The sequence below is a fragment of the Mesorhizobium sp. M0522 genome (genome assembly GCF_040321085.1).
GTDB lineage: Bacteria > Pseudomonadota > Alphaproteobacteria > Rhizobiales > Rhizobiaceae > Mesorhizobium.
In genome coordinates this window covers 1-24,155 of record NZ_JAMYQW010000034.1, presented here as the reverse complement: position 1 = coordinate 24,155, position 24,155 = coordinate 1, and the positions used below count along the sequence as shown (strand labels likewise).

Genomic DNA, 24,155 nt, shown 5'->3' with positions numbered 1-24,155 from the left:
CTGGAGAATTGATCATGCGTAAATGGAAAATCGCGCTGGGAACGGCCGTCGCCCTTGGGGCGATTTCGGTGGCGAGCGTTCACCTGCTCGACATGGGCAGCCTCAGCCTCAACGCCGGCACAGCCGGGGCGGCGACACCCAAGCCGGAAGCTTTTGTCATGCCGGTGCCGGTGGTGAGCGTCGTCAAGAAGACGATCCCGATCTATCTCGACTACGCCGCCCGGGTGGAGCCGATCCGCAGCATCACGCTGCAGGCGCGCGTGCCGGGTTATCTGCAGGAGCAGGTCGCTACCGACGGCAGCGACGTTGCGAAGGGCGACCTTCTCTACAAGATCGCCCCTGAGGATTTCCAGGCTGCCCTCGAGCAGGCGAAGGCGCTTATCCAGCGCGACACGGCGACGCTCGACTATGCGCGCTCCAATCTCGGGCGCGGCAGCGAACTCGCCAAGAGCGGCTATCTCGCCAAGGACGTGTTCGACCAGCGCACCAGCACCTTGCGTGAGGCTCAGGCCTCGCTCGCCGTGAACCAGGCCGCCTTGCGGACCGCCGAGCTCAATTTGAGCTACACCGAAATCCGTGCCCCGTTCGCGGGACGCATCGGACGCAGCCAAGCATCTGTTGGAACGCTGGTCAGCGTCGCCGGCACGGTGCTCAATTCGCTGGTGCAGCTCGATCCGATCTACGTCATCTTCAATCCGAGCGAAACGGACCTGACACAGATCGAGGAAGCCCGGGCCGCGGGACCGATCAGTGTCGACGTCCTGCTTCCCGGTGAAACGGAACCGCGCCAGAAGGGCGATCTTACCTTCATGGACAACACGATCGATCGATCGACCGGCACGATCACGGCACGGGCGACGGTCGGCAACGGCAAGTTCACGCTGCTGCCCGGCCAATATGTCCGCGTCCGGCTGCACGTCAAAGAGCAGCCCGATGCGCTGATGGTACCGCAGACGGCACTCGGCTCAGGCCAGCTCGGCAAATACCTCTATGTCGTCGGCAAGGACAACACGGTCGACCAGCGTATCGTTTCGCTCGGACCGACCAATGGCGATCAGGTCGCCATCTTGAGCGGTGTGGCCGAAGGCGACCGGGTGATTACCGGCAATCTGCAGAAGATCGGCCCGGGAATGCCGATCTCGCCGCTGCCCGAGAAACCGGCCACCTGATAACCCCCATCAGGTTCCGGTCCCGCGGCGCCCTCGGCTCCCACGCCAAGGGCGCCGTTTTTGCTGATGTTTTCGACACGGCCGATTCAAGCCGTAGTGCGAACGGCGGCTCTGGCGACGATGGCAGCATAGAGGCGCTCTCCAACTGTGAAGGCAGTTTGTGGATCAGCAAACGAGACATCCATCCAGCCGACGGCTTGTCGCGGCTACACGTATCACTCGCGCGAACGCCCGCTTCGACCTGGATGGATGGACTGCTGGATTTAGGCGGCATAAGGCACCGTCTTCCAGGTCAAATCCTGGCGCAACGGTTTCGCCGGTCAGGCCGCCTGCAGGATCCGGATCCCGTGGCGTCCGGTAAGCTCGATCACGCGGTTAATCATGCCAGCGGTCGGCGGGCCGGAGGGCGCGTCCTTGGATGCAGCCTCTTCGAAGAATGCGATCATCTCGTCGTCGACGATCGCCATGAAAATAACCGGCACGGGACCAGCATTGCGATAGCCATGGGGCGCGTTGCCCGGAATGGTGACGACATCACCGGGTTCCACCTCATATTCTTGCGCGACCCCATCGATCATTGTCCATATCGTGAGGGTGCCCTCGAGAATGCGGAAAATTTCCGCGGAAGGATGCGTGTGGGGCGGCGTGCCGCTTCCAGGAGGTACCGTGACGTCGATCACGTTGAGTGCCGTCCCAGCGAGCTTTGCCCGGACAGCGACCTGATCGCCCATTACCCAGAAGCCTTGAACCGAATCGGCCGGATGGACCGTCGCTTTGGTCTTATGCCAAGTCACTTGCTTTTTCCTTACGAACAGCGCCTTGCTGCGATTTTGCCGCATTGAGCAAGGCGCGAATTGCCCAGGCGGCTGCCTCTCCGGCCTCACGGCCGGTAAGACCCCAGTAGTCTTTCATCGTCTGCCAGGCAGTGGCGCTGAACAGGAGCTGGATCACGGCCTCAAGCTGGCGCGCCGCCTTCGGGTCCATTCCGTTTGCGACTTGCGAAAGGCTGCTCTGAAAGGCACGTTGCCGCTCACCATTGGCTTGCAGGCGCATCTCGCGCCCGGTAGCGCTCGCATGCGAGGCTCTGACTACGCCTTCGATTGCGTCCAACGAGGCGAAAAGGTCGGGAGGAAGATCGATCAGATCCTGCTCCCGCTCAGGCCAGAACCGCACTCCCAGAGAGGCATTGGTGCTGGCCCAAAAGGCTTCCAAAAGCGCTTCCTTCGTCGGGAAATGGCGGAAGATGGTCCGTCGGTTTACGCCCGAAACCTCGGCAACCTCATCGAAGCCAAGGAGGCTGTACGGATTTTGCTCCAGAATCGTTCGAATGGACGCGAGGATGCGCTCGCGCGTGGCCTGCGCCTGCTCTGCCCGCAGCGGGCTCTCGTATTTCTGAGTCATCGTTTGTGAATTCATGTCACTGCTAGTGACACAAACCTTCCCAGTCGTCAATGGACATTGCGAAGGCTACGCACCAGGTTGTTTCCCGCTGCGAGAAGCCAGCTGACGCTCAGCGGCCGGGACCTGGTCGGCTTGCATGGTCAGGCTGGCCGAGGCCGGAAGGGCGCCAATGTCTCCAGGATCGAGAATCCAGCTCTTGTAAGATTGTCGACAATCTGCTTGTCTTGCTTTCGGTTCCCTGGAGCAGCCGAATGGCAAAGCTGGATTTCAGTCCGATCGCGGATACGACACGCAGGGCCGAGATCGTGGGGCTGCTCCGGCGGGCGATCCTGACCGGCCGGCTGGAACCGGGACAGAAGCTCAACGAACTCAGGATTTCCGAGCAGATGCGGGTGAGCCGCGCGCCGCTGCGCGAGGCAATGCGCGAGCTGGTGCAGGAAGGCATCCTGACCAGCATCCCCTACGCCGGAACCTTCGTCATCAACGTCACCGCCAAGGACATCGACGACGCCTATTCGCTCAACAAGGTGCTCGACGAGTTCGCCATCGAGCGGACCTGGCCGCTTCGCGACCAGCGCTTCTTCGACGAGCTTGACCGGCGCCATGCGGCGGTGAAGCAGGCGACGCGCGGCCTGGACACGACGCGGCAGATCGAAACAGCGCTGCAACTGCATGGCCTGATCCACGAATGGGCCGACAATTCGGTGCTGCTGGAAACCTGGCAGCGGCTGACCAGCCGGCTGCAGATGTATTTCGCGCTGCACCAGCGGGCGCGCAACGAGCCGGTGCCTGCCGTAGATGCTCACGAGACCTATGTACGGCTGCTCAAGGGCAGCGACATGCGCGCCGCACAGCGCCACGCCAAGGACCATATCGACCTGGATTTCGAAGAACTGCTCGCCTATGCGCGCGGGCTGGAACAGCGCGGCTCAAAGGGCGCCGGCGCCGATCGTGCCGGCCGACCTAAAGGCGGCTGAGCCCGACAAATTTGACGGACATCCCGGAACACAGACAACGGACAGAAAACGTGCAGATCAAAACCATCAAGGCCTACCATGTCGTGCAGCCCTTCGTGGACGGGCCCTACCGCATGTCCAAGGGGCGTGTCGCCGATGCGTTCGACGCGGTGATCGTCGCCGTCACGGCCGATAGCGGGCTCACCGGCTGGGGCGAGATGGCGCCGCTTGGTAATTTCTATTCGCCTGCCTTCGCTGCGGGTACTCGCGCCGGCGTCGTCGAGATCGCGCCGCATCTCATTGGCCATGACCCACGCGGGCTTGCCAGTATCAACAGGTTGATGGACACGGTGTTCAAGGGCCATCCCTACATCAAGTCGGCGCTCGACATGGCATGCTCGGATCTCGCGGCGCGCGCCGCCGACGTGCCGCTGGTCACGTTGCTTGGCGGCCGCGAGAGCGAGACGGCGGAACTCTACAAGGTCGTCACCCACGGCACGGTCGACGCGATGGCCGCACTTGCCAAGCACATCGTCGGGAAAGGATTTCAACGGCTGCAGGTCAAGGTCGGCGGCAACGTCCATGACGACATCGAACGCGTCACAGCCGTTGCCGCCGCGGTGCCGAAGGGCACCGTCATCTTCTGCGACGCCAATGCCGGCTGGACCCCTTACGAGGCGCGCCAGTTCGTGGATGCGACGCGCACCATCGACTACACGTTCGAGCAGCCCTGCACGACGATCGACGAATGCCTGTCGGTGCGCCGCTCGCTCGACAAGCCGATGGTGCTCGACGAATCCGTCGCCTCGTTGGACGATATGCTCGACATCCACCGCAAGGGCGCGGCCGACGGGCTGACGCTGAAGATCTCGCGCCTCGGCGGCGTCACCAAAACGCGCCAGATCCGCGACCTTGCCGTCGACCTCGGCTTCATGATCACGGTCGAAGACACTGGCGGCGCCGAGATCGACACATCGGCCATGGCGCATCTGTCGCTGTCGACGCCGGAGGAGCGCCGGCTGCACGCCATCGCCTTCCACGAATGGGTGACGGTGCGCACCGCATCCAACATGCCGCCGGTTTCGGGAAGCCGTATGGGCATTCCGGATGGGCCGGGCCTCGGCATCGATGTCGTTCCCGGCCTGCTTGGTGCGCCCTTCTTCGAAATCGGCAGCTGAGCTACAACAAGGCTGCACCCAATCAACCTGAATATGCCGCGTCCTTCTGACTGCGGAGGCACGGCCGTGTGGATGACCGCTCCTCCAATCGTCTTCGGCCGATTGCAGAGCGACAATGCCCAATTGCCGGTTGAAATATTTTTCATTTGCAAATAGAAATGTTCAAACCGTTGATTTGGACGCTGCGGCGCGTCAGGAACTGGAGGAAGCGACATGTCCCATCCGCAATTTGCAGCGGAACTTCTGCAGCGCGCTGAACAGCAGGGGCCGATCACCATCGGGCTTGCCGGCGCCGGACAGATGGGCACCGACATCGTCGTCCAGGTCGCGCTGATGCCGGGCATGCGGATCGGCGCCATTTCCGAAGTCAGGCCGCAGGCAGCGATCGACGCGGCGCTGCTCGCTGGCCATGACCGTTCCGACATCGTCCATGCCGGCAATGCGGCCGCGATCGACCGCGCCATCGAGGCCGGCAAGATCGCGGTGACCGAAGATTTGCATGCGCTGGCGGCGGCCGGCCGGATCGACGTCATCATCGACGCAACGGGTAATCCCAATATCGGCACGCTGTTTGCGCTCGAAGTGATGAAGAACGGCAAGCATATCGTCATGCTCAATGTCGAGGCCGACATCACCATCGGCCGCTTCCTCAAGGAGGAGGCACGCAAGGCCGGCGTCGTCTATACCGGTGCCGCCGGCGACGAGCCCGCCTGCACGCTGGAGATCATCGGCTTTGCCAAAAGCCTCGGCTTCAACATCATCGCCGCCGGCAAGGGCAAGAACAATCCGCTGAAGATCGACGCCATGCCGGCCGACTACGAGAAGGAGGCGGCCGAGCGCAACATGAATGCGCGCATGCTGGTCGAATTCGTCGACGGCTCGAAGACGGCGATCGAGATGGTGGCGATCGCCAATGCGACCGGCCTGGTGCCCGACGTGCCGGGCATGCACGGCCCGACCGCGACGCTGGAGGAGTTGGCCAGCGTGCTTTGCCCGCGCGAGGATGGCGGCGTGCTGCATCGCAAGGGCGTGGTCGATTACTCGATCGGCAAGGGAGTGGCGCCCGGCGTGTTCTGCATCATCGAGACCCGGCATCCGCGTGTGCTGGAGCGCATGATCGACCTCAAGGTCGGCAAGGGCCCCTATTTCACGATCTTCCGGCCCTATCATCTGACCAGCCTGGAAGTGCCGCTGTCGGCGGCGCGCGCCGTGGTCTACAAGCGGGCCGACATGGAGCCGCTCGACCATCCTGTGGCCGAGGCGGTGGCGGTCGCCAAGAGCGATCTTGGCGTTGGCCAGTCGCTCGGCATGATCGGCGAGAACGACTATCGCGGCTTCGCCATGACCTGGGGGGATGCGCGCGCCCGCGGCGCCCTGCCGCTCGGCCTTGCCGAACGCGCCAAGGTGGTCAAGCCGCTCAAGACCGGCGACTTCCTGACCTATGAAAATTGTGTACCCGACGATTCGATGGTGATAACCCAGATCCGCCGCCGTCTCGACCAGTCGGACGGACGGTTCGTTACAAACGCAGCCTGACCCCGCTGGATCTCCGCCTGATGGACGATGTCGTAATCGGGATCGACGCCTCGACCACGGCCGTGAAGGCGATTGCCTTCGCGCGCGACGGCGAGGAGCTGTTCCAGGCGCGCGAGCCGTACCCGCTTTCAAATCCGAAGCCCGGCCATTTCGAGCAGGACGCCGAACAGTGGTGGACGGCGCTGCTTGGCGCATTGAAGCAGGTCACCGAGGCGGTCGGCGCTACGCGGGTGGCGGCGATCTGCATCGCTCACCAGCGAGAGACCTTCACGCTGGTGGACAGCGCCGGCAAAGCACTCATGCCGGCGATCCTGTGGCTCGACGAACGCGCCCGGCCGCAGGTTATCAGGCTTTCGGCCGAACTCGGCCGCGAGGCGATCCGCGACTGGAGCGGCAAGCCCCCGGACCCGACGCCGGCGCTCTACGCCATTGCCTGGCTTGCCGAGCACCAGCCGCAAGTGCTTCGCCAGGCAGCGGCACTGGTCGACGTGCACGGTTTCTTCGTCCAGCGGCTGACCGGGCGATTGGTCACCAGCACCGCAAGTGCGGATCCGCTCGGGCTGCTCGACGTCGAGAAAGGTACCTGGCATCCCCGCCTCGTTGCGGCCGCCGGACTGCAAATGGAGCAATTGCCCGAGCTGGTCGCGCCGGGCGTGGTCTGCGGCAGTCTTTCCGCAAGCATAGCGCAGCTGACCGGCCTGAGGGCCGGCACGCCGGTCGTTGCCGGCGCTGGGGACGGCCAGGCGATGGGCCTCGGCATGGGCGTCTACGGCGAGGGCAAGAGCTATCTCTCGCTCGGCTCCGGCGTGGTCAGCGGCTGCTATTCCGGCAAGGTGAAAACCTCGGACGCCTTTCGCACGCTGGTCTCGCCGACCGGCTCCGGATTCATGCTGGAGACCGTGCTGCGATCGGGCATGCAGCTGGTCGACTGGATCGTGCGAACCACCGGTTCGCCCTCGGCGGCAGCGCTGGAGAAAGTGGCGCTGGATGTTGCCGCGGGCAGCGAGGGCCTGCTCATCATGCCCTATTGGGCCGGCGTCATGAGCCCGTATTGGGACGGTGCGGCGCGCGGCGCCATTGTCGGCCTGTCGCTCGATCACCGGCCGGAGCATCTCTTCCGCGCTGTCCTGGAAGGCATCGCCTTCGAGCAGGCCGTCGCCACCGAGGCCATGGAAGCCCAGGCCGGCGGACCGGCGGCGATGATTGCCGCCGGCGGCGGCACCAATTGCGCGCTGCTAATGCAGATCATGGCAAGCGTGCTCGAGCGGCCGCTCTCGGTTTCGCCGGTCAACGAAGCCGCCGCACTCGGCGCTGCCATGCTGGCGGCAGCGGCTGTCGGCTGGTTTGCCTCGCCGGAAGCCGCAGCAGAGGTAATGGCTGCCGCTCCCACCAGGCATGTCGATCCGGTCGACGGGCTTGTCGCCGCCTATCGCAGCCGCAAGGAAATCTACCGCGACCTTTATCAGGCGACGCGCGACATCCACACCCGCCTCGGCGCTCTCGACGAAATCTAGCGGTTGAGCAGCCCCTTGGCCGCATCCTCGTCGGTGATCAGAACCGATACCTTGGTGTTGGCCAGCGCCGCCCGCATGATGGCAATCTTTTCCTGCCCTCCCGAAACCAGGATTATGCTAGGAATATCCGACAGATCCTGCAGCGGATAGGCACAGACGCGGCGGTTGACCTCGTGGTCGACCGGGCGGCCCTCGGCGTCGATGAAATGACACAGAATATCGCCGACGGCACCGGCCGCCTGCAGTTCCTCGAGTTCACTTGGCTTGATGAAGCCGTAATTGGCGATCGGGCTGTCGCTGGAAAACGAGCCGACGCTGAGCACGGCGATGTTTGCCCGGCGCGCGCGGAAAACAACATCCTGAACGCTGCGCTGGCTCATGAAAGCATCGCGCTGCTCCGGCCTGTCGGCATAGACCGGCACCGGCAGCAGGAAACACTCCGCACCGATCTTCTCGGCGAAATCCCAGGCGCTTTCGGTCGGGTTGAGCGGCTGTGCATGGGTGAGGCCGCCAAGCATCGAAACCACCGTTGTCCTGGCGATCGGCCGCCGTGGCAATTCATTGATGGCGAATTTCAGCGTCCGCCCCCAGCCCAGCGCGATGACATCGCCGGCGTTCACATGGTCGGCCAGGTAGGCGGCGGCGGCGTGGCCGATCATCAGCGGCGCGTTGCTTCGGTCGGCCGCCGACGGTACCACAACAGCCTGGCTGAGCCCGAAGCGCTGCTTGAGGCTTTCCTCCAGGATCACGCATTCGACAACGCTGTCGCGGATGCGGAACTGGACGACACCCTCTTCGCGGGCGGCCGAGAGAATGCGATGCACCTTGATGCGGCCGACGCCGAGAATTTCGGAAATCCGCTCCTGCGTAAGACCCTCGACATAATAGTGCCAGGCGGCGCGGGCCTTGAGTTCGGCGTCGGGGAAGCGCGAGGCTCTTTCGTTCTCTATGATCGTCATCTGTTTGCCTTGCCGCAGTCGCCGGCTCTGCTCATGATATTCCAATCCGGCGACTTCGAAATGCCCAAGATTTCCGAGACATTGCGTAAGGCAAACCGGCGAACAGCGCAAACCGTGCTCGAATGAAGCGGGCAGGTCTTGACAATTTTCCGACGAACAGTTTAGCTGAACAAAATTGCATGTTAAAGATAAATTGTTCACAGGGAGGGGCCTGGTGAACAAAGTGGCCCGGTGATGCAGCGCCGGATTGCTGTGGAGGAGACAAAGTGGCTGTGAGCAACGACGCAAGCAATTTGAAGGCAGGCGAGTTGAAGGCAGGCTCTGGCGCGCAGGCTACGGCGGGCGCAAGGTTTTCGGCTGTCTTTGCCGGAACCATGGGCCCGCTGATCGGGCTGGTTCTGCTGTGCGTGGCGCTCTCGCTAACCACCGACACCTTCCTGACTGTCCGCAACATCCTCAACGTTCTCGACCAGGTCACCGTGCTCGGCATCATGGCGATCGGCATGACGCTGGTCATCCTGATCGGCGGCATCGACCTGTCCGTCGGCTCGGTACTGGCGCTGGCTTCCATGGTGATGGGCTTCGTCGCCCATCCGGACTATCTCAATCTCGGCCTGCCGGCCGGCATCGCCGCAGCCCTCGTCGTCGCCGGCCTTTGCGGGCTGGTTTCGGGCCTGCTGGTGACGGTCACCAAGCTGCCGCCCTTCATCGCCACGTTGGCGATGATGTCGGTGGCGCGCGGCCTCGCCAACATGATCACCGACGGCTCGCAGATCGTCGGCTTTCCCGACTGGTTCACCAGCCTGTCGATAATCCGCCATTTCGGATTCCTCTCGGTCACCGTCGGGCTGATGATCGTGCTTGCCGTCATTTTCGCGATCTTCCTGAATTATCGCGCTACCGGCCGTAGCCTGTACGCGATCGGCGGCAGCGCCGAAGTCGCCCGGCTGTCCGGCATACCAGTCAAGTCGCTGACCAACTGGGTCTATGCGATCTGCGCCGTGCTGGCCGGTCTCGCCGGCATCGTGCTTGCCGCCCGGCTCGATTCCGTCCAGCCGAGCTCCGGCCTTGGCTACGAACTCGACACCATCGCGGCGGTGGTGATCGGCGGCGCCAGCCTGTCGGGCGGCGTCGGTTCGATCGGCGGCACAGCCATCGGCGTCCTCATCATCGGCGTGCTGCGCAACGGGCTGAACCTGCTCGGTGTCTCGCCCTTCATCCAGCAAGTGGTTATCGGCGTGGTGATCGCGCTGGCGGTGGCCACCGACACGTGGCGGCGCCGAGCACAATGAAGAATGGGGCACAATGAAGAATTGGGCTCAATGAGATTCGCCCCGATATTCGGGCGAAAACGGATCGGTGATCCGAAACTGGGAGTTGTTCGGCCAAGGGGCGCCGCGATGCGCGGGCAGGACAGATTGAACATCAACGGAGGAATAAACATGCTGACCAAACGTTCATTGCTGCTTGCCGCCGCGGCCGTCATCCCGCTGCTTGGCCTGTCCGACATGGCCTCGGCCAAGGAGGCCAAAAAGCTCGGCCTCGCCGTCGCCAATCTGCAGGCCGACTTCTTCAATCAGATCAAGCAGTCCGTCGAAGCCTACGGCAAGGAAAAGGGCATAGAGGTCGTTACCGTCGATGCCAAGGGCGATTCGGCGACCCAGGTCAGCCAGGTACAGGACCTGATCACGCAAAACATCGACGCGCTGATCTATATTCCAGCCGGCGCCACCGCCGCCACCGTGCCGACCAAGACCGCCAAGGCTGCCGGCATCCCAGTCATCAATGTCGACCGCAACGCCGACGGCGCGCCCGGCGACACCTTCATCGCAACCAACAGCGTGGCATCGGCCAAGGCGGTTTGCGACTACATCGCCAAGCAGGCCGGCGGCAAGGGCGAGTTGATCATCATCCACGGCCAGAAGGGCACGACGCCCGAGGTCGACCGCTCGAAGGGCTGCGGCGAAGCGCTGAAAGGCTATCCCGACATCAAGGTTGTCGGCGAATTGTGGAGCGAAGGCTGGCACCAGGACGAAGGCTTCAAGCTGACGCAGGATCTGTTGCAGTCGCACCCCGACGTGTCGATCGTCATCGGCCAGGCCGACGCGCTGGCGCTCGGTGCGGCGCAGGCCGTCAAGGTCGCCAATCCCGGCCACAAGGTCTGGGTTGCCGGCTTCGACGGCGACGTGGCGGCGCTCAAGGCACTGAAGGACGGCGTCTTCGACGTGACCGCGACGCAGCAGACCCAGGGCATGGGCCGGCTCGCCGTCGATGCAGCAATCAAGCTGGTGGCCGGCGAGACCATTCCCGCCGAACAGCTGCAGGATGCGACGCTGACCACCAAGGACAATGTCGAGCAGTTCATCGCCAAGCATCCCTGATTGAGACCAGTCCGGCAATCGACGAGCGCAACGATGTCCACCGATCCTCGCCACACGCACAGCCCCCATAACGGGCTCGTCGTCAGCGGCCTCTGCAAAAGCTACGGGCCGGTGCAGGTCCTGGCCGATGCGAGCTTCGAGGTGCGGCCGGGCGAGGTCGTGGCGCTGCTTGGCGAAAACGGCGCCGGCAAGTCGACTGTCTCGAACATCATCGCCGGGTCGACGAAACCCGATGCCGGCACCATCACCTGGCGGGGGAACGCTTATTCCCCCGCCAATCCTGCCGCGGCGATCGACGTCGGCATCGGCATGATCCACCAGGAGCTGAAGCTCTTGCCCGATCTGTCGGTCGCCGAAAACGTCTATGTCGGGCGCCTGCCGATGCGTGGCGGCCGCATCGACCGCGCGGCAATGAATGCGCGGGCATCGGCCCAGTTGAAGCGCCTCGGCCTCGATGTCTCGCCCGAGCGCAAGGTGCGTACGCTGCGTATCGCCGCCCAGCAACAGGTCGAGATCGCCAAGGCGCTGACGCTCAATGCCGAGCTGCTGATCTTCGACGAACCAACCGCAGCCCTTGGCGGCGAGGAAACGGAGCTCCTGTTCCAGCAAATCCGCAAGCTCAAGGCGGAAGGCATGTCCTTCATCTATATCAGCCACCGGCTGGACGAGATCGCCCAAATCGCCGACCGCGTGGTGGTGATGCGCGACGGGCGCATCGTCGCCCGGCATGAGCGCGCCGATATTCCGGTGCGCACTGTCGTCGAGCAAATGGTCGGCCGCAGTGTCGAGCGGATGTTCCCTACGGTATCGGCGCCGGGCAACGACACGCTGCTCGAGGTCGAGAACCTGTCCTCGCCGGAACGCAGCTTTCAAAATGTCAGCTTTTCAGTGCGGGCCGGCGAAATCCTCGGCATTGCCGGGCTGATCGGCGCCGGACGCACGGAGCTGGTGCGGGCGATCGCCGGTGCCGATCCGATCTCATCGGGATCGGTGCGCGTCGCCGGCAAGCCGGTGCATCTCAATGGCCCGGCGGCGGCGATCAAGGCCGGCGTCGTCCTGGTACCGGAAGACCGCAAGGCGCAGGGCGTGGTGCTCGACCAGACGATCGGCGAGAACCTGGCGATCGGCAATTTCGACCATGTCGCGCCGAATGGCTGGGTGTTCCCGAAGGCGGTGCAGAAATTCGCCGAGGCCGGCATTCGCCGGCTCGGCGTCAAGGGCCGGCCGAACCAGGCGGTCAGCAAGCTTTCCGGCGGCAACCAGCAGAAAGTGATCATCGCCAAATGGGTGTCGCGCCCGCCCAAGGTATTCATCCTGGACGAGCCGACGCGCGGCATCGACGTCGGTGCACGCGCCGCGATCTATGATGTCATCGCCGACCTTGCCCGCTCCGGCATGGCGGTGGTGGTGGTGAGCTCCGACCTCGAGGAAGTTCTCGGCCTGTCGCATCGCGTGCTGGTGGTGAGCCGCGGCCGGCAACGCGGCATTCTCGACCGCAGCGAAGCAAGCAATATCGCCGTGATGGAACTCGCCACGAGCTAGGAACAGCCCATCGAAACAAAGCGCAGCAGGTGGTATCCTCCCGGGCACCAGACCGCGCGGGGCGCCAGCAACAGAGTTGGCGCCCCTTTATTTCCGGAGGACGGCGGTTGGAGCAGAGGGACCGACGATGAAATTATTCGACCTTCATGGTGACGTGGCACTTGTGACAGGCGCCGGCAGCGGCATCGGGCAGGCAATCGCCATTGGGCTGGCCGAGGCCGGCGCCGACATAGCCTGCTTCGGCCACGCCTCGAAAGGCGGGCTGGAGGAGACCGCGCACCGGATCACGGCACTCGGCCGCAAGGCGCTGGTGCTGAACGGCACGGTGACTTCAGAGGCCGATCTCGCGGCCGCGATCGAGCGTACGGAGATGGAACTCGGCGCGTTGACCATCGCCGTCAATAATGCCGGCGTCGCCGGAGCTGAACCGGCAGAGATGCTGTCGCTGGAGAAATGGCAGAAGCTCTATGACGTCAATGTCAGCGGCGTGTTCCTGTCCTGCCAGGCCGAGGCCCGCGCCATGCTGACGCGGCGCAATGGCTCGATCATCAACATCGCGTCGATGTCGGGCTCGATCGTCAATCGCGGCCTGACCCAGGCGCATTACAATTCGTCGAAGGCCGCGGTGATCCACATGTCGAAGAGCCTCGCCATGGAATGGGCCGATCGCGGCCTGCGCGTCAATGTCGTCAGCCCCGGCTACACGCTGACGCCGATGAACAAGCGGCCGGAGGTCGCCGACCAGGTCAAAATCTTCGAGCGCGACACGCCGATGGGCCGCATGGCGGCGCCGGAGGAGATGGTCGGCCCGACCGTGTTCCTGGCCAGCCGCGCCTCGAGTTTCGTCACCGGCATCGACCTGATCGTCGATGGCGGCTTCGTCTGCTGGTAGGAGAAAAAATGCAGATGCGATTCCAGGGAAAAACGGCGGTCATCACCGGCGCCAGCGGCGGCATTGGTGCGGCAATGGCCAGGCGCTTCGCGGCGGAAGGTGCCGCGGTCGTCGTCAGCGCCATCGACGCGCGCGTCGACGAGGTCGCCGCCGATCTCAAGGCTGCGGGCGCCAGGGTCGCATCGCTGCGCATGGACGTGACCAAAAAGGACGAGGTCGTCGCCCTTTATGACCTGGCCGAGCAACAATTCGGCCGCATCGACATCTCCGTGCAGAATGCCGGTGTCATCACCATCGCCAGGATCGAGGCGATGACCGAGGCCGAATGGGACAAGGTGATGGCGGTCAACACCAAGGGCGTGTTCCTGTGCTGCCAGGAGGCGATCGCGCGCATCCGCAAGCATGGCGATGGCGGCCGGCTGATCAACACCGCATCCGGCCAGGCGCGGCAGGGCTTTATCTACACGCCGCATTATGCGGCCTCGAAATTCGGCGTCGTCGGCGTCACCCAGAGCCTGGCCAAGGAAGTGGCCAAGGAGAAGATCACCGTCAACGCGATCTGCCCCGGCATCATCGACACCGATATGTGGGCCTATAACGACGCCGCATGGGGCAAGTTGATGGGCGACTACAAGCCCGGCGAGCTGATGGCCGAATGGGTGAAGAACATCCCGATGGGCCGCGCCGGCAGCGGCGAGGATGTCTCCGGCCTGGTCAGCTTTCTCGCCAGCGAAGATGCGGCCTACATCACCGGCCAGACCATCAATGTCGATGGCGGCCTGATCATGTCGTGAGCGGCGCGGGCCGACGTACCATCCACCGGATATGAAAGCCGCTTCGCTGCGTTCAGCCTGGTCGGCCGGCCCGTGCCAATCCATGCTCCACGAGCCGGTCGATGATTTCGGAATAGCTGACGCCGCTCGCCGCCATTGCCTTGGAATACATGCTGATATCGGTGAAGCCGGGGATGGTGTTGATTTCATTGACCAAGAATTGCATGTCCGGTGTCAGGAAAAAGTCGACGCGCGCCATCCCGTCACAGCCGACGGCTCTGAAAGCCCTTGCGGCCACGTCCCGCATGGCTGCCTCGACCTCCGGCCGCAGTTCGGCCGGCACTTTAAGTGCCGCGCCGTTCTCGTCGATGTATTTGGCATCGTAGCTGTAGAAATCGTGGCTTTCGGCCGGCACGATCTCGCCTGGCCGCGAGACGAACAGGTCGCCTGCCGGGTCCTCCAACACGCTATATTCGATCTCGCGCCCACGAATGAATTCCTCGGCCAACAGCTTGCAATCGTGCCGGAAGGCTTCAGCAAGCGCTCCATCGAATTCCTGGCTGGCATGGACTTTTCCGACGCCGACAGACGATCCCTGACGCGCCGGTTTGATGAAGAACGGCAGGCCGAGTTCGCTTTCCAGTGCAGCGAGGGCGGGCGCCGCACCTTCATGGATCGTCACTGAGCGCGCGATTGGCAGCCCCGCCGCTTCCAGGAGCCGTTTGGCGATGTCCTTGTCCAGCGCGGTTGCCGAACCCAGGATGCCGCAGCCGGCGAGCGGCACCCGAGCCACCTCGGCCACCCCCTGTACCGAGCCGTCTTCGCCATGAGGGCCGTGCAGGACAGGAAACAGGATGTCGATCTTCGGCAGATCATAGGGCGTGCCGTCGGCCGGGATCGCCATCATCCGTCCGCGCCCGCCCGGAACCAGGCAAACTTCCATGCCGGCCGCAGGTTTTGCGAGCGTACCATCCTGGAAGCTGCTCAGCAGCCACTGTCCTTCGCTCGTGACGAAGATTGGGAGGGCATCGTATTTGGCGGACAGCAGCGCACGCATGACATTGGTTGCTGAAAGCACCGAAACGTCATGTTCGGCGGAACGTCCGCCAAAGAGCACGGCAATTCGCAGTCTGTTCAAGGAAGAGGTCATGAAAGCCTCGGATATGATCTGGTGTTGAAAGGTCACAAGCCGGCGGCGATCCCGCGGTTGGCGAAGACGTAAGGCATTTTGGTCTGCTGCATTGTATCGGTACCCTGTCCTTGCGGCTCGCACACGGGATGACCGGCAATCTTGGCTTTTTTCAAACTCATCTACGGGTCCATCCAAAAGACGGGCCGTGAAATTGGCACCGGCGTTAATCGTTGCGCGACGTGAACGTTGGTATATATAATTTCATCCCATGAAAGTGGCTCTGGTCGAGTTGCCGAGCCAAGAGCCGAGATCATGGGACTTTGATGGTTTGCCCCTCAAGACCGGCGATCGATCCGTGGATGACTGCTTCGGCAGCAATCCTTCGGCAGTCATGACGCGGCCGGTCCCGTCACATCTTCACCAATTTGGGCACCACCCCCGTTTTTGCGCCGGCATCCGCTTCGGCAGCATTGTGGCGCCTACGGCCTTGCGCAACGACCAGCTTTTCCAACACAATCAAAAAGACGCAAGAAGGGAACTAACGACAACGTCCACCAGAGCTTGACAGGAGAACAAGCATGTCACTTCGGAGCATGATTTCGAATTTCTCAATGGGAGCCTTAACACTTGCCGCAGCCGCACTGACATCTTCGGCCTATGCGGCAGCGCCGGAATCCAACGACCCGATCAAGATCGCACTGTTCGATTGGACCAGCGTCAATCTGAACGCCAAGATCCTCGGCGGCATCCTCGAAAAGCTCGGCTATACCGTCGAGTATCCGACCGCCGACTATCTCTCCAGCCTGACCACCGGCCTGACCAATGGCGACATCGATGTCGGCTTGGAATTCTGGGACACGACGGCCGGCGAGGCGATGAAGGCCTCGGACGCGACGGGCCAGACCGAACGCCTCGGCAAGCTCGGACCCAAGGCCAAGGAAGAATGGTGGTTTCCCGAATATATGAAAGAGAAATGCCCCGGCCTGCCGAACTGGGAAGCGCTGAAAGACCCGAAATGTGCCGAGGCCTTTTCGACGGCCGAAACCGCGCCGAAGGGGCGCTATCTCGGCGGCCCGGTGACATGGGAAGGTTTTGACGACGAACGCGTCGAGGCGCTGAAACTGCCCTTCACCGTCATCCATGCCGGCACCGATGCGGCGATGTTCGCCGAACTGGACTCGGCCTATCAGCGCAAGGCGCCGATCATGCTGTGGATCTATTCGCCGCATTGGGCGCCGGCCAAATACAAGGGCGAATGGGTCGAATTCCCCGACTATACGACAGAGTGCTACACCGACCCGAAATGGGGTGTGAACCCCGACGCGAAATACGACTGCGGCAAGCCGCATGGCGAGATCTGGAAATATTCTTGGGCCGGCATGAAGGACAAATGGCCTGTCGCCTACAAGGTCGCGAAAAACTACACGGTCGACACCGACGAGCTCAACAAGATGAGCGGCGAGATCGATCTCGAAGGCAAGACGCCGGAAGACGTCGCCGCCGCCTGGATCGCCGCCCACGAAGCCGACTGGAAAGCCTGGGCCGAGTGACCGTCTGACTGGAAATCCGACGACCCGGCCATCCGTGGCCGGGTCTCGATCCCGTGTTCCAGAAGGACGATCGCATGACCGATACGATTGAACAGGCGGCGAAAGCGGGCAACGATGCCCGCCCGATAAAGCTTGCCTGTCGCAATGTCTGGAAGCTGTTCGGGGCGGACGCGGCCAATTTCATCCGTCGGCGCGACGGCAAGGCCAGCCTGGCGGACATCGCCGCTGCCGGACTGGTTGGCGCGGTGCGCGCCGTCGATCTCGAAATCCGCCAGGGCGAGATCTTCATCATCATGGGACTTTCGGGGTCAGGCAAGTCGACGCTGGTGCGCTGCATGTCGCGGCTGATCGAGCCGACCCACGGCAAGGTCGAGTTTGAAGGCAAGGACCTGCTCAAGATTTCCGATGCCGCGCTGATCGAGCTGCGACGCCATCGCATGGGCATGGTGTTCCAGAATTTTGCCTTGCTGCCGCATCTCAACGTACTGGAGAACATCGCCTTTCCCTTGGGCATCCAGGGGCAGGACCGGCCGACGCGCGAGAAGCGGGCCGGTGAAGTCATCGAGCTGGTCGGCTTGCGCGGCCGCGAGCATTTCTATCCGCGCGAGCTTTCCGGCGGCCAGCAACAGCGTGTCGGCATCGCCCGCAGCCTCGCCACAAAGCCGGAAATCTGGTTCCTCGACGAGCCGTTCTCGGCCCTCGATCCGCTGATCCGCCGTGAGATGCAGGACGAGCTGATGCGGCTGCAGACCATGCTGCACAAGACCATCGTCTTCATTACCCATGATTTCGACGAGGCCATCCGGCTGGCCGACCGGATCGCCATCATGAAGGACGGCGAGGTCATCCAGATCGGCACGCCGGAAGAGCTGGTGGTCAATCCGGCGACCGACTATGTCGCCGAATTCACCCGCGATGTCGATCGCGCCAAGGTGATATCGGCGCGCAGCCTGATGCGCGCCTGCGACGGTGCCGAGTACGGCGGCACGGTCGCGCCGGATGCCAAGATATCAAGTTTTTCGGCTGATATCGTCTCTGCCGGCAAGCCCTTCGCGGTGGTCAACGGCACCGGCAAGCCGATCGGCTTAGTCACGCCGCAGGCGGTGATCGATCTTCTCGCCGGCATCGAGCGTCGTGGGGCCGGCGCATGACGGTCACGGCAAGCGCCAGCGCAGCGAGGCCCCGGCCGGTTCAAACCTGGCTGGCGATCTGGGCCTGCGCGCTCGCCGCCGTGCTTATCGTCTTCCTGCTGCAGGAAAGCCTGCCCTGGGCGGTCAATTACCCGGCCGGCGCGATCGTTCCTGTCGCAGACTGGGTCGGTGCGCTGATGAACTGGGTGAAGTCGAACTTCTCCTGGCTGACCCGCTCGATCACCGCGGTGCTCGGCGTGCCGCTCGATTTCGCGCTCGCTCTTCTGGCCAAGAATTTCAAGATCGGCCATGGCGCGGATATGATCGTCTTGCCGCGCCTGTCCTGGGTCGGCGTCTGCGCTACCGCCTATCTTGCCGGGCGCGCCGTCGGCGGCTGGAAGCTGGGTGCGCTGGTCGGCGGCTGTTTTCTCTACATCGCGCTGTTCGGGCAGTGGACCAGCGCCATGCTGACGCTGGGCTTGATCTCGATCGCCGTGCCGTTTTGCATTGTTACTGGGCTGTTCGCCGGCATCTGGGCATGGCGCAAGCCTTGGGCGGAGAGGTTGTTGATCTCCCCTGCCCTCGATCTGATGCAGACGATCCCGACCTTCGCCTATCTGATCCCGATGCTGCTTCTGTTCGGCAACAGCCCGGTCTCGGCAATGATCGCGACGGCAATTTTCGCGACGCCGCCAATGGTGCGGGCGACGATGCTCGGCCTGTCGCGGGTGCCGTCGGAGATCGACGATTTCAGCCAGATGGCCGGCTGCACGGCACGGCAGAAGCTGTGGCGGGTGCTGTTGCCGTCGGCGCGGCCGACATTGATGGTCGGCGTCAACCAGGTCATCATGCTGGCGCTCAATATGGTGATCATCGCCTCGATGATCGGCGCCGGTGGGCTCGGCTATGACGTGCTTTTGGCGTTGCGCGCGCTCAAGGTCGGCGAGGCCATGGAAGCTGGCCTCGCCATTGTCGCGCTGGCAATTGCACTCGACCGGCTGAGCCAGGCGATCGCGCACAATCACGCCAAGGGCAATGTCCGCCATCAGGCCAGCACCAGTTTCTGGCGACGCTATCCCAATCTGACGCTGGCCGTCGCCATTCTCGCCGCCACCACGCTGCTCGGCCTGTTCGTGCCAGCGTTCGCCGCGGTGCCGAAAGCGATCACCTTGACCACCGCGCCTTTGTGGAAGGCGGCGGTGAACTGGATCACCATCAACTTCTTCGACACGATCGAAGCGTTCCGCGTGGTGCTTATCCTCAATGTGCTCAACCCGGTGCGCGCCTTCTGCGAGGGCTTTCCGTGGCTGGGCGCGGTGTGTCTCCTCGGCCTTGCCGGCTACCAGCTCGGCGGCTTGCGCCTCGCCGCCCTGGTCGCGGCTTTGACAGCGTTCTGCGCCGTCACCGGACTTTGGGAAAAGACCATGGCGACGGTCTATTTGTGCGGAATCTCGGCCTTTATCGCCTGCCTGATCGGCATCCCGATCGGGCTGATGGCATCGCGCAGCGACCGCTTCGAAAAGACCGTCACGCCGGTCATCGACACGCTGCAGGTGCTGCCGTCGTTCTGCTTCATCATTCCGGTGGTGATGCTGTTCAGGGTCGGCGACGTCACCGCGATGATCGCCACCGTCGCGTTCGCCGTGGTGCCGGCGATCCGCTACACCAATCACGGCATCCGGCAGGTGCCGTCGGCGCTGATCGAGGCGGCGAAGGTTTCGGGCTGCACCAGGCGCCAGACCTTCTTTCGCGTGCAGCTGCCGCTGGCGTTGCCCGAGATCATGCTCGGCGTCAACCAGACCATCCTGATGGCACTGGCGATGATCATCATCTGCGCCATGGTCGGCACGCGCGATCTCGGCCAGGAGGTGTTCATCGCCCTATCCAAGGCCGATTCCGGCCGCGGCATCGTCGCCGGCCTGGCCATCGCCTTCATCGGCATCGTCGCCGACCGGCTGTTCAACGCCTGGACGGCCAAGGCTCGGGCAAGGCTGGGATAGGCAAAAATCAACACTCGGTTAGCTGGCCGTCGCCAATGGCGCGGCGGTGATGAGCTGCCGACCCCCTTATACCCACTGATATAGCCCTTTGTGATTATTGCTCGCTCTTGGCTCACAGCGTAAGGCTGTGATGGGTCGGAGGCTCAACAGGAGAGCGTACAATGTCTAAACGCGTTTCCTTTACTCCCGGTGATCTAGCAGATCGTCAATGGGGCACCAATGACACCCTCGCAGGCGATCTAAATACAAACATCTTAATCGGTGATGCTGGCGGCAGCCTGCTCGATTTCTCGAGGGGCGGCAACGATACCTTCACGGAAAACGAACCCTCAACCTACACCCTTTACGGTGACGCGGTTGGCAGCATGTTCAATTTTACTCGAGGCGGTGATGATACCTTCACGGGGTCGAGTTTCTCCATCACCACTGCTTACGGTGATGCGGGCGAGGATATGTCGGACCACAGCAAGGGCGGCAACGACTCCTTCCAGGGCAGCTCCACACAGGTCATCAACACTTTCTTCGGTGACGCCGGCGGCAACATGATCGGCCATGCTCAGGGCGGAGATGACAGTTTCACGGCCCTTCCTAACTCTTTCAACGACTTCTACGGTGACGCCGGCGTCGATATGTCGGACCACAGCAAGGGCGGCAACGACACCTTCGAGGGCGCCAGTGTCGCCGTCAACATTTTCTTCGGCGACGCCGGGAACAACATGTCTGGCCATGCTCAAGGTGGCGACGACAGTTTCATGGCCAGGAGCGACTCCAGCAACGCTTTCTACGGGGACGCCAACGGCGATATGTCGGGCTACAGTAAGGGCGGCAACGACAATTTCAATGGCGCCAGTAACGCCGACAACATTTTCTACGGTGACACCGGTCGCAGCATGTCTGGCCATGCTCAGGGTGGCGACGACCATTACACAGACTTTGGTGGCACGGTTCAGACCAAAAGCTTCTTTGGCGACGCGAGCCTACATATGTCCGACTTTGCTCAGGGCGGCAACGATACCTTCACGAGCGTGGGTGGGTCCGGGATAAGTTTCCATGGTGACGCGGCCGGCATCATGTCCGGCCATGCTCGCGGTGGCGATGACGTGGCCGTGCTGCAAGGCACCAATAATTTCGGCTATGGCGATGCTGGTGCGATGGCCGGCAATGCTTTGGGCGGCAACGATACTCTGATCGGCGGCAATAAGAGCTCTGGTCCTGATGATGTTCAAAGCGAGTTGTATGGCGACGCACCTTTCATGTCCGGTTCCGCCCAGGGCGGCAACGACATTCTTACCGGCGGCCACAACAGCGAAAGCGGCCAGGTCCGCAACTTCCTGTGCGGCGACGCCCTGCAAATGTCCGGTTCGGCTCTGGGCGGAAACGATACCCTGTACGCCGGGAGCGCGGCACCCGGCTGCACCGTCATCAACGACATGTGGGGTGACGGGCAACTGAGCGAACTGGCTCAGGGCGGCAGAGATCAATTCATATTCAAGGACGATGGTTCAATGACGGTCGGAACCCAAAACACCATCTACGACTTCAGCCAGACCCAAGGCGACACCATTGTATTTAGTGGCGTGGAGGGCGTGCAATCGTTCGATGATCTCACAATTGCGCAAAGTGGAACCGACACCATCATTACCGCAGGAGTCGATCAAGTTACTCTCGCAAACTTTACAAGCCCGCTGACGACGAGTGACTTTTTGTTTGTCTGAAAGCGAAGCTCTTATCGCATTCGAAGAGGGGGAATGCGTGAGAATTCGTTGAGCATCGTCGCGCGGCCGGTCGCCCCAATAATGCTCGACCGGCCGATCGACAATCCCAGCCGCAAGTATGGATCAAGCGGCCAGGAATCTCTCGGTCAAACGAGCCCAGAGCGCTGCGCCGACGGTCAGATTGCCGTCGTTGAAATCATATTTCGAGCTGTGCAGGATGGCTGAATCCTCGCCGTTTCCGAGGCGCAGGAAGCAACCGGGTTTGTGTTCGAGGAAATAAGAAAAATCTTCGCTGCCGGGGATCAACGGGCAGACGGACACCTTGTCCTGACCGACGAGTTCGACAGCGATGTCTGTCGCAAAGGACGTCTCGCGCTCGGAATTGACCACCACCGGGTAGCCGCGCTCATAATCGATCTCGACCGTTGCGCCATGCGCCTGCGCCACAAGTGCTGCGATATTGCGAATACGCTGCTCGAGCGTGTCGCGGATCTCGGCCGAGAAGGAGCGGACGCTCAGCGTGATTTCGGCGTGTTCCGGGATGACGTTGGAGGCCGTGCCTCCGTGAATCGTGCCGACGGTGACGACAGCCGTCTCGATCGGGTTGACGTTGCGCGACACAACCGTCTGCAGGGTCATGACGATGTTGGCGGCAGCGACGATCGGGTCTACCGTCAGGTGCGGACGCGAGGCGTGGCCGCCACGCCCGGCGATCCTGATGGTGACGGTATCGCTCGCCGCCATCAGCGGCCCGGCGCGCATCAGGAACGAACCCGTCGGCGCGCCCGGGTGGTTGTGCAGCCCGAATATCGCATCGCAGGGAAAGCGCTCGAACAGGCCGTCGGCGATCATCGCCTGCGCCCCGCTTCCCTTGCCGGCTTCCTCGGCCGGCTGGAAGATGAGGTTCACCGTGCCGTTGAAATGCCGTGTGCGCGCCAGGTATTCGGCGGCGCCGAGCAGTATCGTGGTGTGGCCGTCATGACCGCAGGCGTGCATCTTGCCGCTGGCCTGGCTGGCATAAGGGAGATTGGTAGCTTCGGTGATCGGCAGGGCGTCCATGTCGGCACGGATGGCGATGCTGCGGCCGCTGCCCTGGCGCAGGCGGCCGACGACCCCGAGCCCGCCGACATTGCGCGTCACCTCATAGCCCCAGCTTTCGAGCCGTTCGGCAACGTATGCAGCCGTTTCGTGCTCCTGGAATGAAAGCTCGGGATGGGCGTGCAGGTGCTGGCGGGCCGCTGCAAGCTCGGCGGCCTTGTCGGCGAAGTCGGAAATGGCGGCGAACTGGTTGGAGGTCTTTGGCATGGGAGGTCCTTTGCCGGCCGAGCAGGTGCCGCGCCGGCTTTGCTTTTAGATGAAACGGCTTAAGAAAGCCCGCGTACGCGGGTGCCTGGGTTTAGCGAGAACCTCGTCCGGAGGCCCGGCCTCGATCACATTACCGTCGTCCATGAACACCACCCGATCCGCCGCTTCGCGGGCGAACCCGATCTCATGCGTGACCACGATCATGGTCAAGCCCTGCCTGGCGAGATCGCGCATGGTGGCGAGCACCTCGCCGACCAGCTCCGGATCGAGCGCCGACGTCGGCTCGTCGAAGAGCATCAATTTCGGGCGGATGGCGAGCGCACGGGCGATGGCGACGCGCTGCTGCTGGCCGCCTGAAAGCTGGCGCGGATAGGCGTCGATCTTGTCGGCAAGACCGACACGGGTCAGCAGTTCGCGGGCGTAGCCGATCGCCTCCTTGCGGTTCTCCCGGTGAACGCCGACCGGAGCCTCGATGACGTTCTGCAGGGTCGTCATGTGCGGATAGAGATTGAACTGCTGGAACACCATGCCGATCTTGCGCCGCTGCGCGGCGATCGCGCGGTCGGGAAGCCTGTCGAGGCGGCCGTCGTGCAGCCGGTAACCGATCTGCTCGCCGTCCACCTCAATCGACCCCTGGTCGATCGCCTCGAGATGATTGATGCATCGCAGGAAGGTCGACTTTCCGGAGCCGGACGGTCCGAGAATGACCACCACCTCGCCAGGCGCGACGTCCAGATCAATGCCCTTCAGCACCTCGAGCGGGCCGAAGGCCTTGTGAACGTTGCGCGCCCGGACCAGGGGCGTGTCATGCGCGCTCATTGGCGGCCTCCAGGGTGGCGGTCGCCGTCTTCTCGCGCGCGCCGCGGTCGCCGCGGCTGTAGTGGCGTTCGATCGCGCCTTGCGCGACATTGAGGACCGAGGTGATCAGCAGGTACCACGTACCCATCCGGTGAAGACCGCAGACGTGTATCCGGCGGCCATGAGGACCTGAGCACCGCGGTGCCGGCGTCAAGTTTTTGATG

Annotated in this window: 21 protein-coding genes and 1 pseudogene; 14 read left to right on the top strand and 8 right to left on the bottom strand. The window is 63.0% G+C overall.

The annotated features are described in order from the left end of the window. Window positions 1-14: 14 nt before the first annotated feature. Complete coding sequence (locus NKI58_RS27655) at window positions 15-1,169, top strand: efflux RND transporter periplasmic adaptor subunit (protein WP_352853975.1); 1,155 nt, start codon at window positions 15-17, stop codon at window positions 1,167-1,169. A gap of 320 nt (window positions 1,170-1,489) precedes the next feature. Here the strand turns inward: NKI58_RS27655 and NKI58_RS27650 are convergent, their stop codons facing one another. Together NKI58_RS27650 and NKI58_RS27645 are read right to left on the bottom strand one after the other, a co-directional pair. After that, window positions 1,490-1,900, bottom strand: coding sequence for a cupin domain-containing protein (locus NKI58_RS27650; RefSeq protein WP_352827864.1), 411 nt, complete (start codon window positions 1,898-1,900; stop codon window positions 1,490-1,492). 49 nt (window positions 1,901-1,949) lie between these two features. Further along, window positions 1,950-2,570 carry a TetR/AcrR family transcriptional regulator gene (locus tag NKI58_RS27645; protein ID WP_352455172.1) on the bottom strand — a complete coding sequence of 207 codons (621 nt, stop codon included), beginning with the start codon at window positions 2,568-2,570 and terminating at the stop codon, window positions 1,950-1,952. Between the two features lie 251 nt (window positions 2,571-2,821). On the opposite strand from NKI58_RS27645, the gene NKI58_RS27640 reads away from it, so the two are divergent. From NKI58_RS27640 to NKI58_RS27625, 4 genes are all read left to right on the top strand, one after another. Next, window positions 2,822-3,547, top strand: coding sequence for a GntR family transcriptional regulator (locus tag NKI58_RS27640; RefSeq protein WP_352590120.1), 726 nt, complete (start codon window positions 2,822-2,824; stop codon window positions 3,545-3,547). A gap of 50 nt (window positions 3,548-3,597) precedes the next feature. Further along, entirely contained in the window at window positions 3,598-4,704 is a 1,107-nt protein-coding gene (locus NKI58_RS27635) for a mandelate racemase/muconate lactonizing enzyme family protein (protein WP_352590123.1), read from the top strand. Window positions 4,705-4,917: 213 nt separating this feature from the next. Beyond that, window positions 4,918-6,240: an NAD(P)H-dependent oxidoreductase gene (locus NKI58_RS27630; protein WP_352590126.1), complete on the top strand. Its 1,323-nt coding sequence runs from the start codon at window positions 4,918-4,920 to the stop codon at window positions 6,238-6,240. Window positions 6,241-6,260: 20 nt separating this feature from the next. Further along, a complete protein-coding gene (locus NKI58_RS27625; protein ID WP_352782022.1) occupies window positions 6,261-7,754 on the top strand; it encodes a xylulokinase in 1,494 nt (497 codons plus the stop codon). On the opposite strand, the gene NKI58_RS27620 is transcribed toward NKI58_RS27625, so the two are convergent. Beyond that, entirely contained in the window at window positions 7,751-8,713 is a 963-nt protein-coding gene (locus NKI58_RS27620) for a sugar-binding transcriptional regulator (RefSeq protein WP_352621190.1), read from the bottom strand. The genes NKI58_RS27625 and NKI58_RS27620 overlap by 4 nt on opposite strands. Window positions 8,714-9,021: 308 nt before the next feature. On the opposite strand from NKI58_RS27620, the gene NKI58_RS27615 reads away from it, so the two are divergent. From NKI58_RS27615 to NKI58_RS27595, 5 genes are all read left to right on the top strand, one after another. Further along, window positions 9,022-10,005, top strand: coding sequence for an ABC transporter permease (locus tag NKI58_RS27615; RefSeq protein ID WP_502897030.1), 984 nt, complete (start codon window positions 9,022-9,024; stop codon window positions 10,003-10,005). A 150-nt stretch (window positions 10,006-10,155) separates the two neighbouring features. Next, window positions 10,156-11,094, top strand: a complete 939-nt coding sequence (locus tag NKI58_RS27610; RefSeq protein WP_254820381.1) for a sugar ABC transporter substrate-binding protein — start codon at window positions 10,156-10,158, stop codon at window positions 11,092-11,094. Between the two features lie 33 nt (window positions 11,095-11,127). Next, on the top strand, window positions 11,128-12,636 hold the full coding sequence (locus tag NKI58_RS27605) for a sugar ABC transporter ATP-binding protein (RefSeq protein WP_352621184.1): 1,509 nt from the start codon (window positions 11,128-11,130) through the stop codon (window positions 12,634-12,636). A gap of 127 nt (window positions 12,637-12,763) precedes the next feature. Further along, complete coding sequence (locus NKI58_RS27600; RefSeq protein WP_352590138.1) at window positions 12,764-13,528, top strand: SDR family oxidoreductase; 765 nt, start codon at window positions 12,764-12,766, stop codon at window positions 13,526-13,528. Between the two features lie 8 nt (window positions 13,529-13,536). Beyond that, window positions 13,537-14,322: an SDR family oxidoreductase gene (locus NKI58_RS27595; protein WP_352788345.1), complete on the top strand. Its 786-nt coding sequence runs from the start codon at window positions 13,537-13,539 to the stop codon at window positions 14,320-14,322. 52 nt (window positions 14,323-14,374) lie between these two features. On the opposite strand, the gene NKI58_RS27590 is transcribed toward NKI58_RS27595, so the two are convergent. Both NKI58_RS27590 and NKI58_RS27585 read right to left on the bottom strand, forming a co-directional pair. Next, window positions 14,375-15,451: a D-alanine--D-alanine ligase family protein gene (locus tag NKI58_RS27590; RefSeq protein WP_352788342.1), complete on the bottom strand. Its 1,077-nt coding sequence runs from the start codon at window positions 15,449-15,451 to the stop codon at window positions 14,375-14,377. Window positions 15,452-15,483: 32 nt separating this feature from the next. Next, a complete protein-coding gene (locus NKI58_RS27585) occupies window positions 15,484-15,612 on the bottom strand; it encodes a hypothetical protein (RefSeq protein WP_352621178.1) in 129 nt (42 codons plus the stop codon). A 399-nt stretch (window positions 15,613-16,011) separates the two neighbouring features. Between NKI58_RS27585 and NKI58_RS27580 the strand changes: the two genes are divergently transcribed. The 4 genes from NKI58_RS27580 to NKI58_RS27565 all read left to right on the top strand — a co-directional run bounded on the left by NKI58_RS27580 (window position 16,012) and on the right by NKI58_RS27565 (window position 21,828). Further along, complete coding sequence (locus NKI58_RS27580) at window positions 16,012-16,983, top strand: ABC transporter substrate-binding protein (protein WP_352473408.1); 972 nt, start codon at window positions 16,012-16,014, stop codon at window positions 16,981-16,983. Between the two features lie 74 nt (window positions 16,984-17,057). Further along, a complete protein-coding gene (locus NKI58_RS27575) occupies window positions 17,058-18,134 on the top strand; it encodes a quaternary amine ABC transporter ATP-binding protein (protein WP_352621176.1) in 1,077 nt (358 codons plus the stop codon). Then, complete coding sequence (locus tag NKI58_RS27570; RefSeq protein WP_352621174.1) at window positions 18,131-20,113, top strand: ABC transporter permease; 1,983 nt, start codon at window positions 18,131-18,133, stop codon at window positions 20,111-20,113. Before NKI58_RS27575 ends, NKI58_RS27570 begins: the two co-directional genes overlap by 4 nt. A gap of 161 nt (window positions 20,114-20,274) precedes the next feature. Further along, a complete protein-coding gene (locus tag NKI58_RS27565) occupies window positions 20,275-21,828 on the top strand; it encodes an autotransporter outer membrane beta-barrel domain-containing protein (RefSeq protein ID WP_352621172.1) in 1,554 nt (517 codons plus the stop codon). Window positions 21,829-21,951: 123 nt separating this feature from the next. Here the strand turns inward: NKI58_RS27565 and NKI58_RS27560 are convergent, their stop codons facing one another. The 3 genes and pseudogenes from NKI58_RS27560 to NKI58_RS27550 form a co-directional block, all read right to left on the bottom strand. Further along, entirely contained in the window at window positions 21,952-23,133 is a 1,182-nt protein-coding gene (locus tag NKI58_RS27560; protein WP_352621170.1) for a M20 aminoacylase family protein, read from the bottom strand. Window positions 23,134-23,178: 45 nt separating this feature from the next. Then, entirely contained in the window at window positions 23,179-23,952 is a 774-nt protein-coding gene (locus tag NKI58_RS27555; protein ID WP_352788335.1) for an amino acid ABC transporter ATP-binding protein, read from the bottom strand. After that, window positions 23,939-24,155: pseudogene (locus NKI58_RS27550) on the bottom strand (hypothetical protein); the annotation flags it as partial. The gene NKI58_RS27555 and the pseudogene NKI58_RS27550, both read right to left, overlap by 14 nt.

Excerpts from the sequence above, each read along its gene's own strand:
- NKI58_RS27655 (WP_352853975.1), top strand. The coding sequence starts at position 15 with ATGCGTAAATGGAAAATCGCGCTGGGAACGGCCGTCGCCCTTGGGGCG.
- NKI58_RS27625 (WP_352782022.1), top strand. The coding sequence starts at position 6,261 with ATGGACGATGTCGTAATCGGGATCGACGCCTCGACCACGGCCGTGAAG.
- NKI58_RS27575 (WP_352621176.1), top strand. The coding sequence starts at position 17,058 with ATGACCGATACGATTGAACAGGCGGCGAAAGCGGGCAACGATGCCCGC.
- NKI58_RS27605 (WP_352621184.1), top strand. The coding sequence starts at position 11,128 with ATGTCCACCGATCCTCGCCACACGCACAGCCCCCATAACGGGCTCGTC.
- NKI58_RS27590 (WP_352788342.1), bottom strand. The coding sequence starts at position 15,451 with ATGACCTCTTCCTTGAACAGACTGCGAATTGCCGTGCTCTTTGGCGGA.
- NKI58_RS27570 (WP_352621174.1), top strand. The coding sequence starts at position 18,131 with ATGACGGTCACGGCAAGCGCCAGCGCAGCGAGGCCCCGGCCGGTTCAA.
- NKI58_RS27650 (WP_352827864.1), bottom strand. The coding sequence starts at position 1,900 with ATGGGCGATCAGGTCGCTGTCCGGGCAAAGCTCGCTGGGACGGCACTC.
- NKI58_RS27620 (WP_352621190.1), bottom strand. The coding sequence starts at position 8,713 with ATGACGATCATAGAGAACGAAAGAGCCTCGCGCTTCCCCGACGCCGAA.
- NKI58_RS27555 (WP_352788335.1), bottom strand. The coding sequence starts at position 23,952 with ATGAGCGCGCATGACACGCCCCTGGTCCGGGCGCGCAACGTTCACAAG.
- NKI58_RS27645 (WP_352455172.1), bottom strand. The coding sequence starts at position 2,570 with ATGACTCAGAAATACGAGAGCCCGCTGCGGGCAGAGCAGGCGCAGGCC.
- NKI58_RS27610 (WP_254820381.1), top strand. The coding sequence starts at position 10,156 with ATGCTGACCAAACGTTCATTGCTGCTTGCCGCCGCGGCCGTCATCCCG.
- NKI58_RS27600 (WP_352590138.1), top strand. The coding sequence starts at position 12,764 with ATGAAATTATTCGACCTTCATGGTGACGTGGCACTTGTGACAGGCGCC.
- NKI58_RS27565 (WP_352621172.1), top strand. The coding sequence starts at position 20,275 with ATGTCTAAACGCGTTTCCTTTACTCCCGGTGATCTAGCAGATCGTCAA.
- NKI58_RS27640 (WP_352590120.1), top strand. The coding sequence starts at position 2,822 with ATGGCAAAGCTGGATTTCAGTCCGATCGCGGATACGACACGCAGGGCC.
- NKI58_RS27595 (WP_352788345.1), top strand. The coding sequence starts at position 13,537 with ATGCAGATGCGATTCCAGGGAAAAACGGCGGTCATCACCGGCGCCAGC.
- NKI58_RS27560 (WP_352621170.1), bottom strand. The coding sequence starts at position 23,133 with ATGCCAAAGACCTCCAACCAGTTCGCCGCCATTTCCGACTTCGCCGAC.
- NKI58_RS27630 (WP_352590126.1), top strand. The coding sequence starts at position 4,918 with ATGTCCCATCCGCAATTTGCAGCGGAACTTCTGCAGCGCGCTGAACAG.
- NKI58_RS27580 (WP_352473408.1), top strand. The coding sequence starts at position 16,012 with ATGTCACTTCGGAGCATGATTTCGAATTTCTCAATGGGAGCCTTAACA.
- NKI58_RS27585 (WP_352621178.1), bottom strand. The coding sequence starts at position 15,612 with ATGAGTTTGAAAAAAGCCAAGATTGCCGGTCATCCCGTGTGCGAGCCG.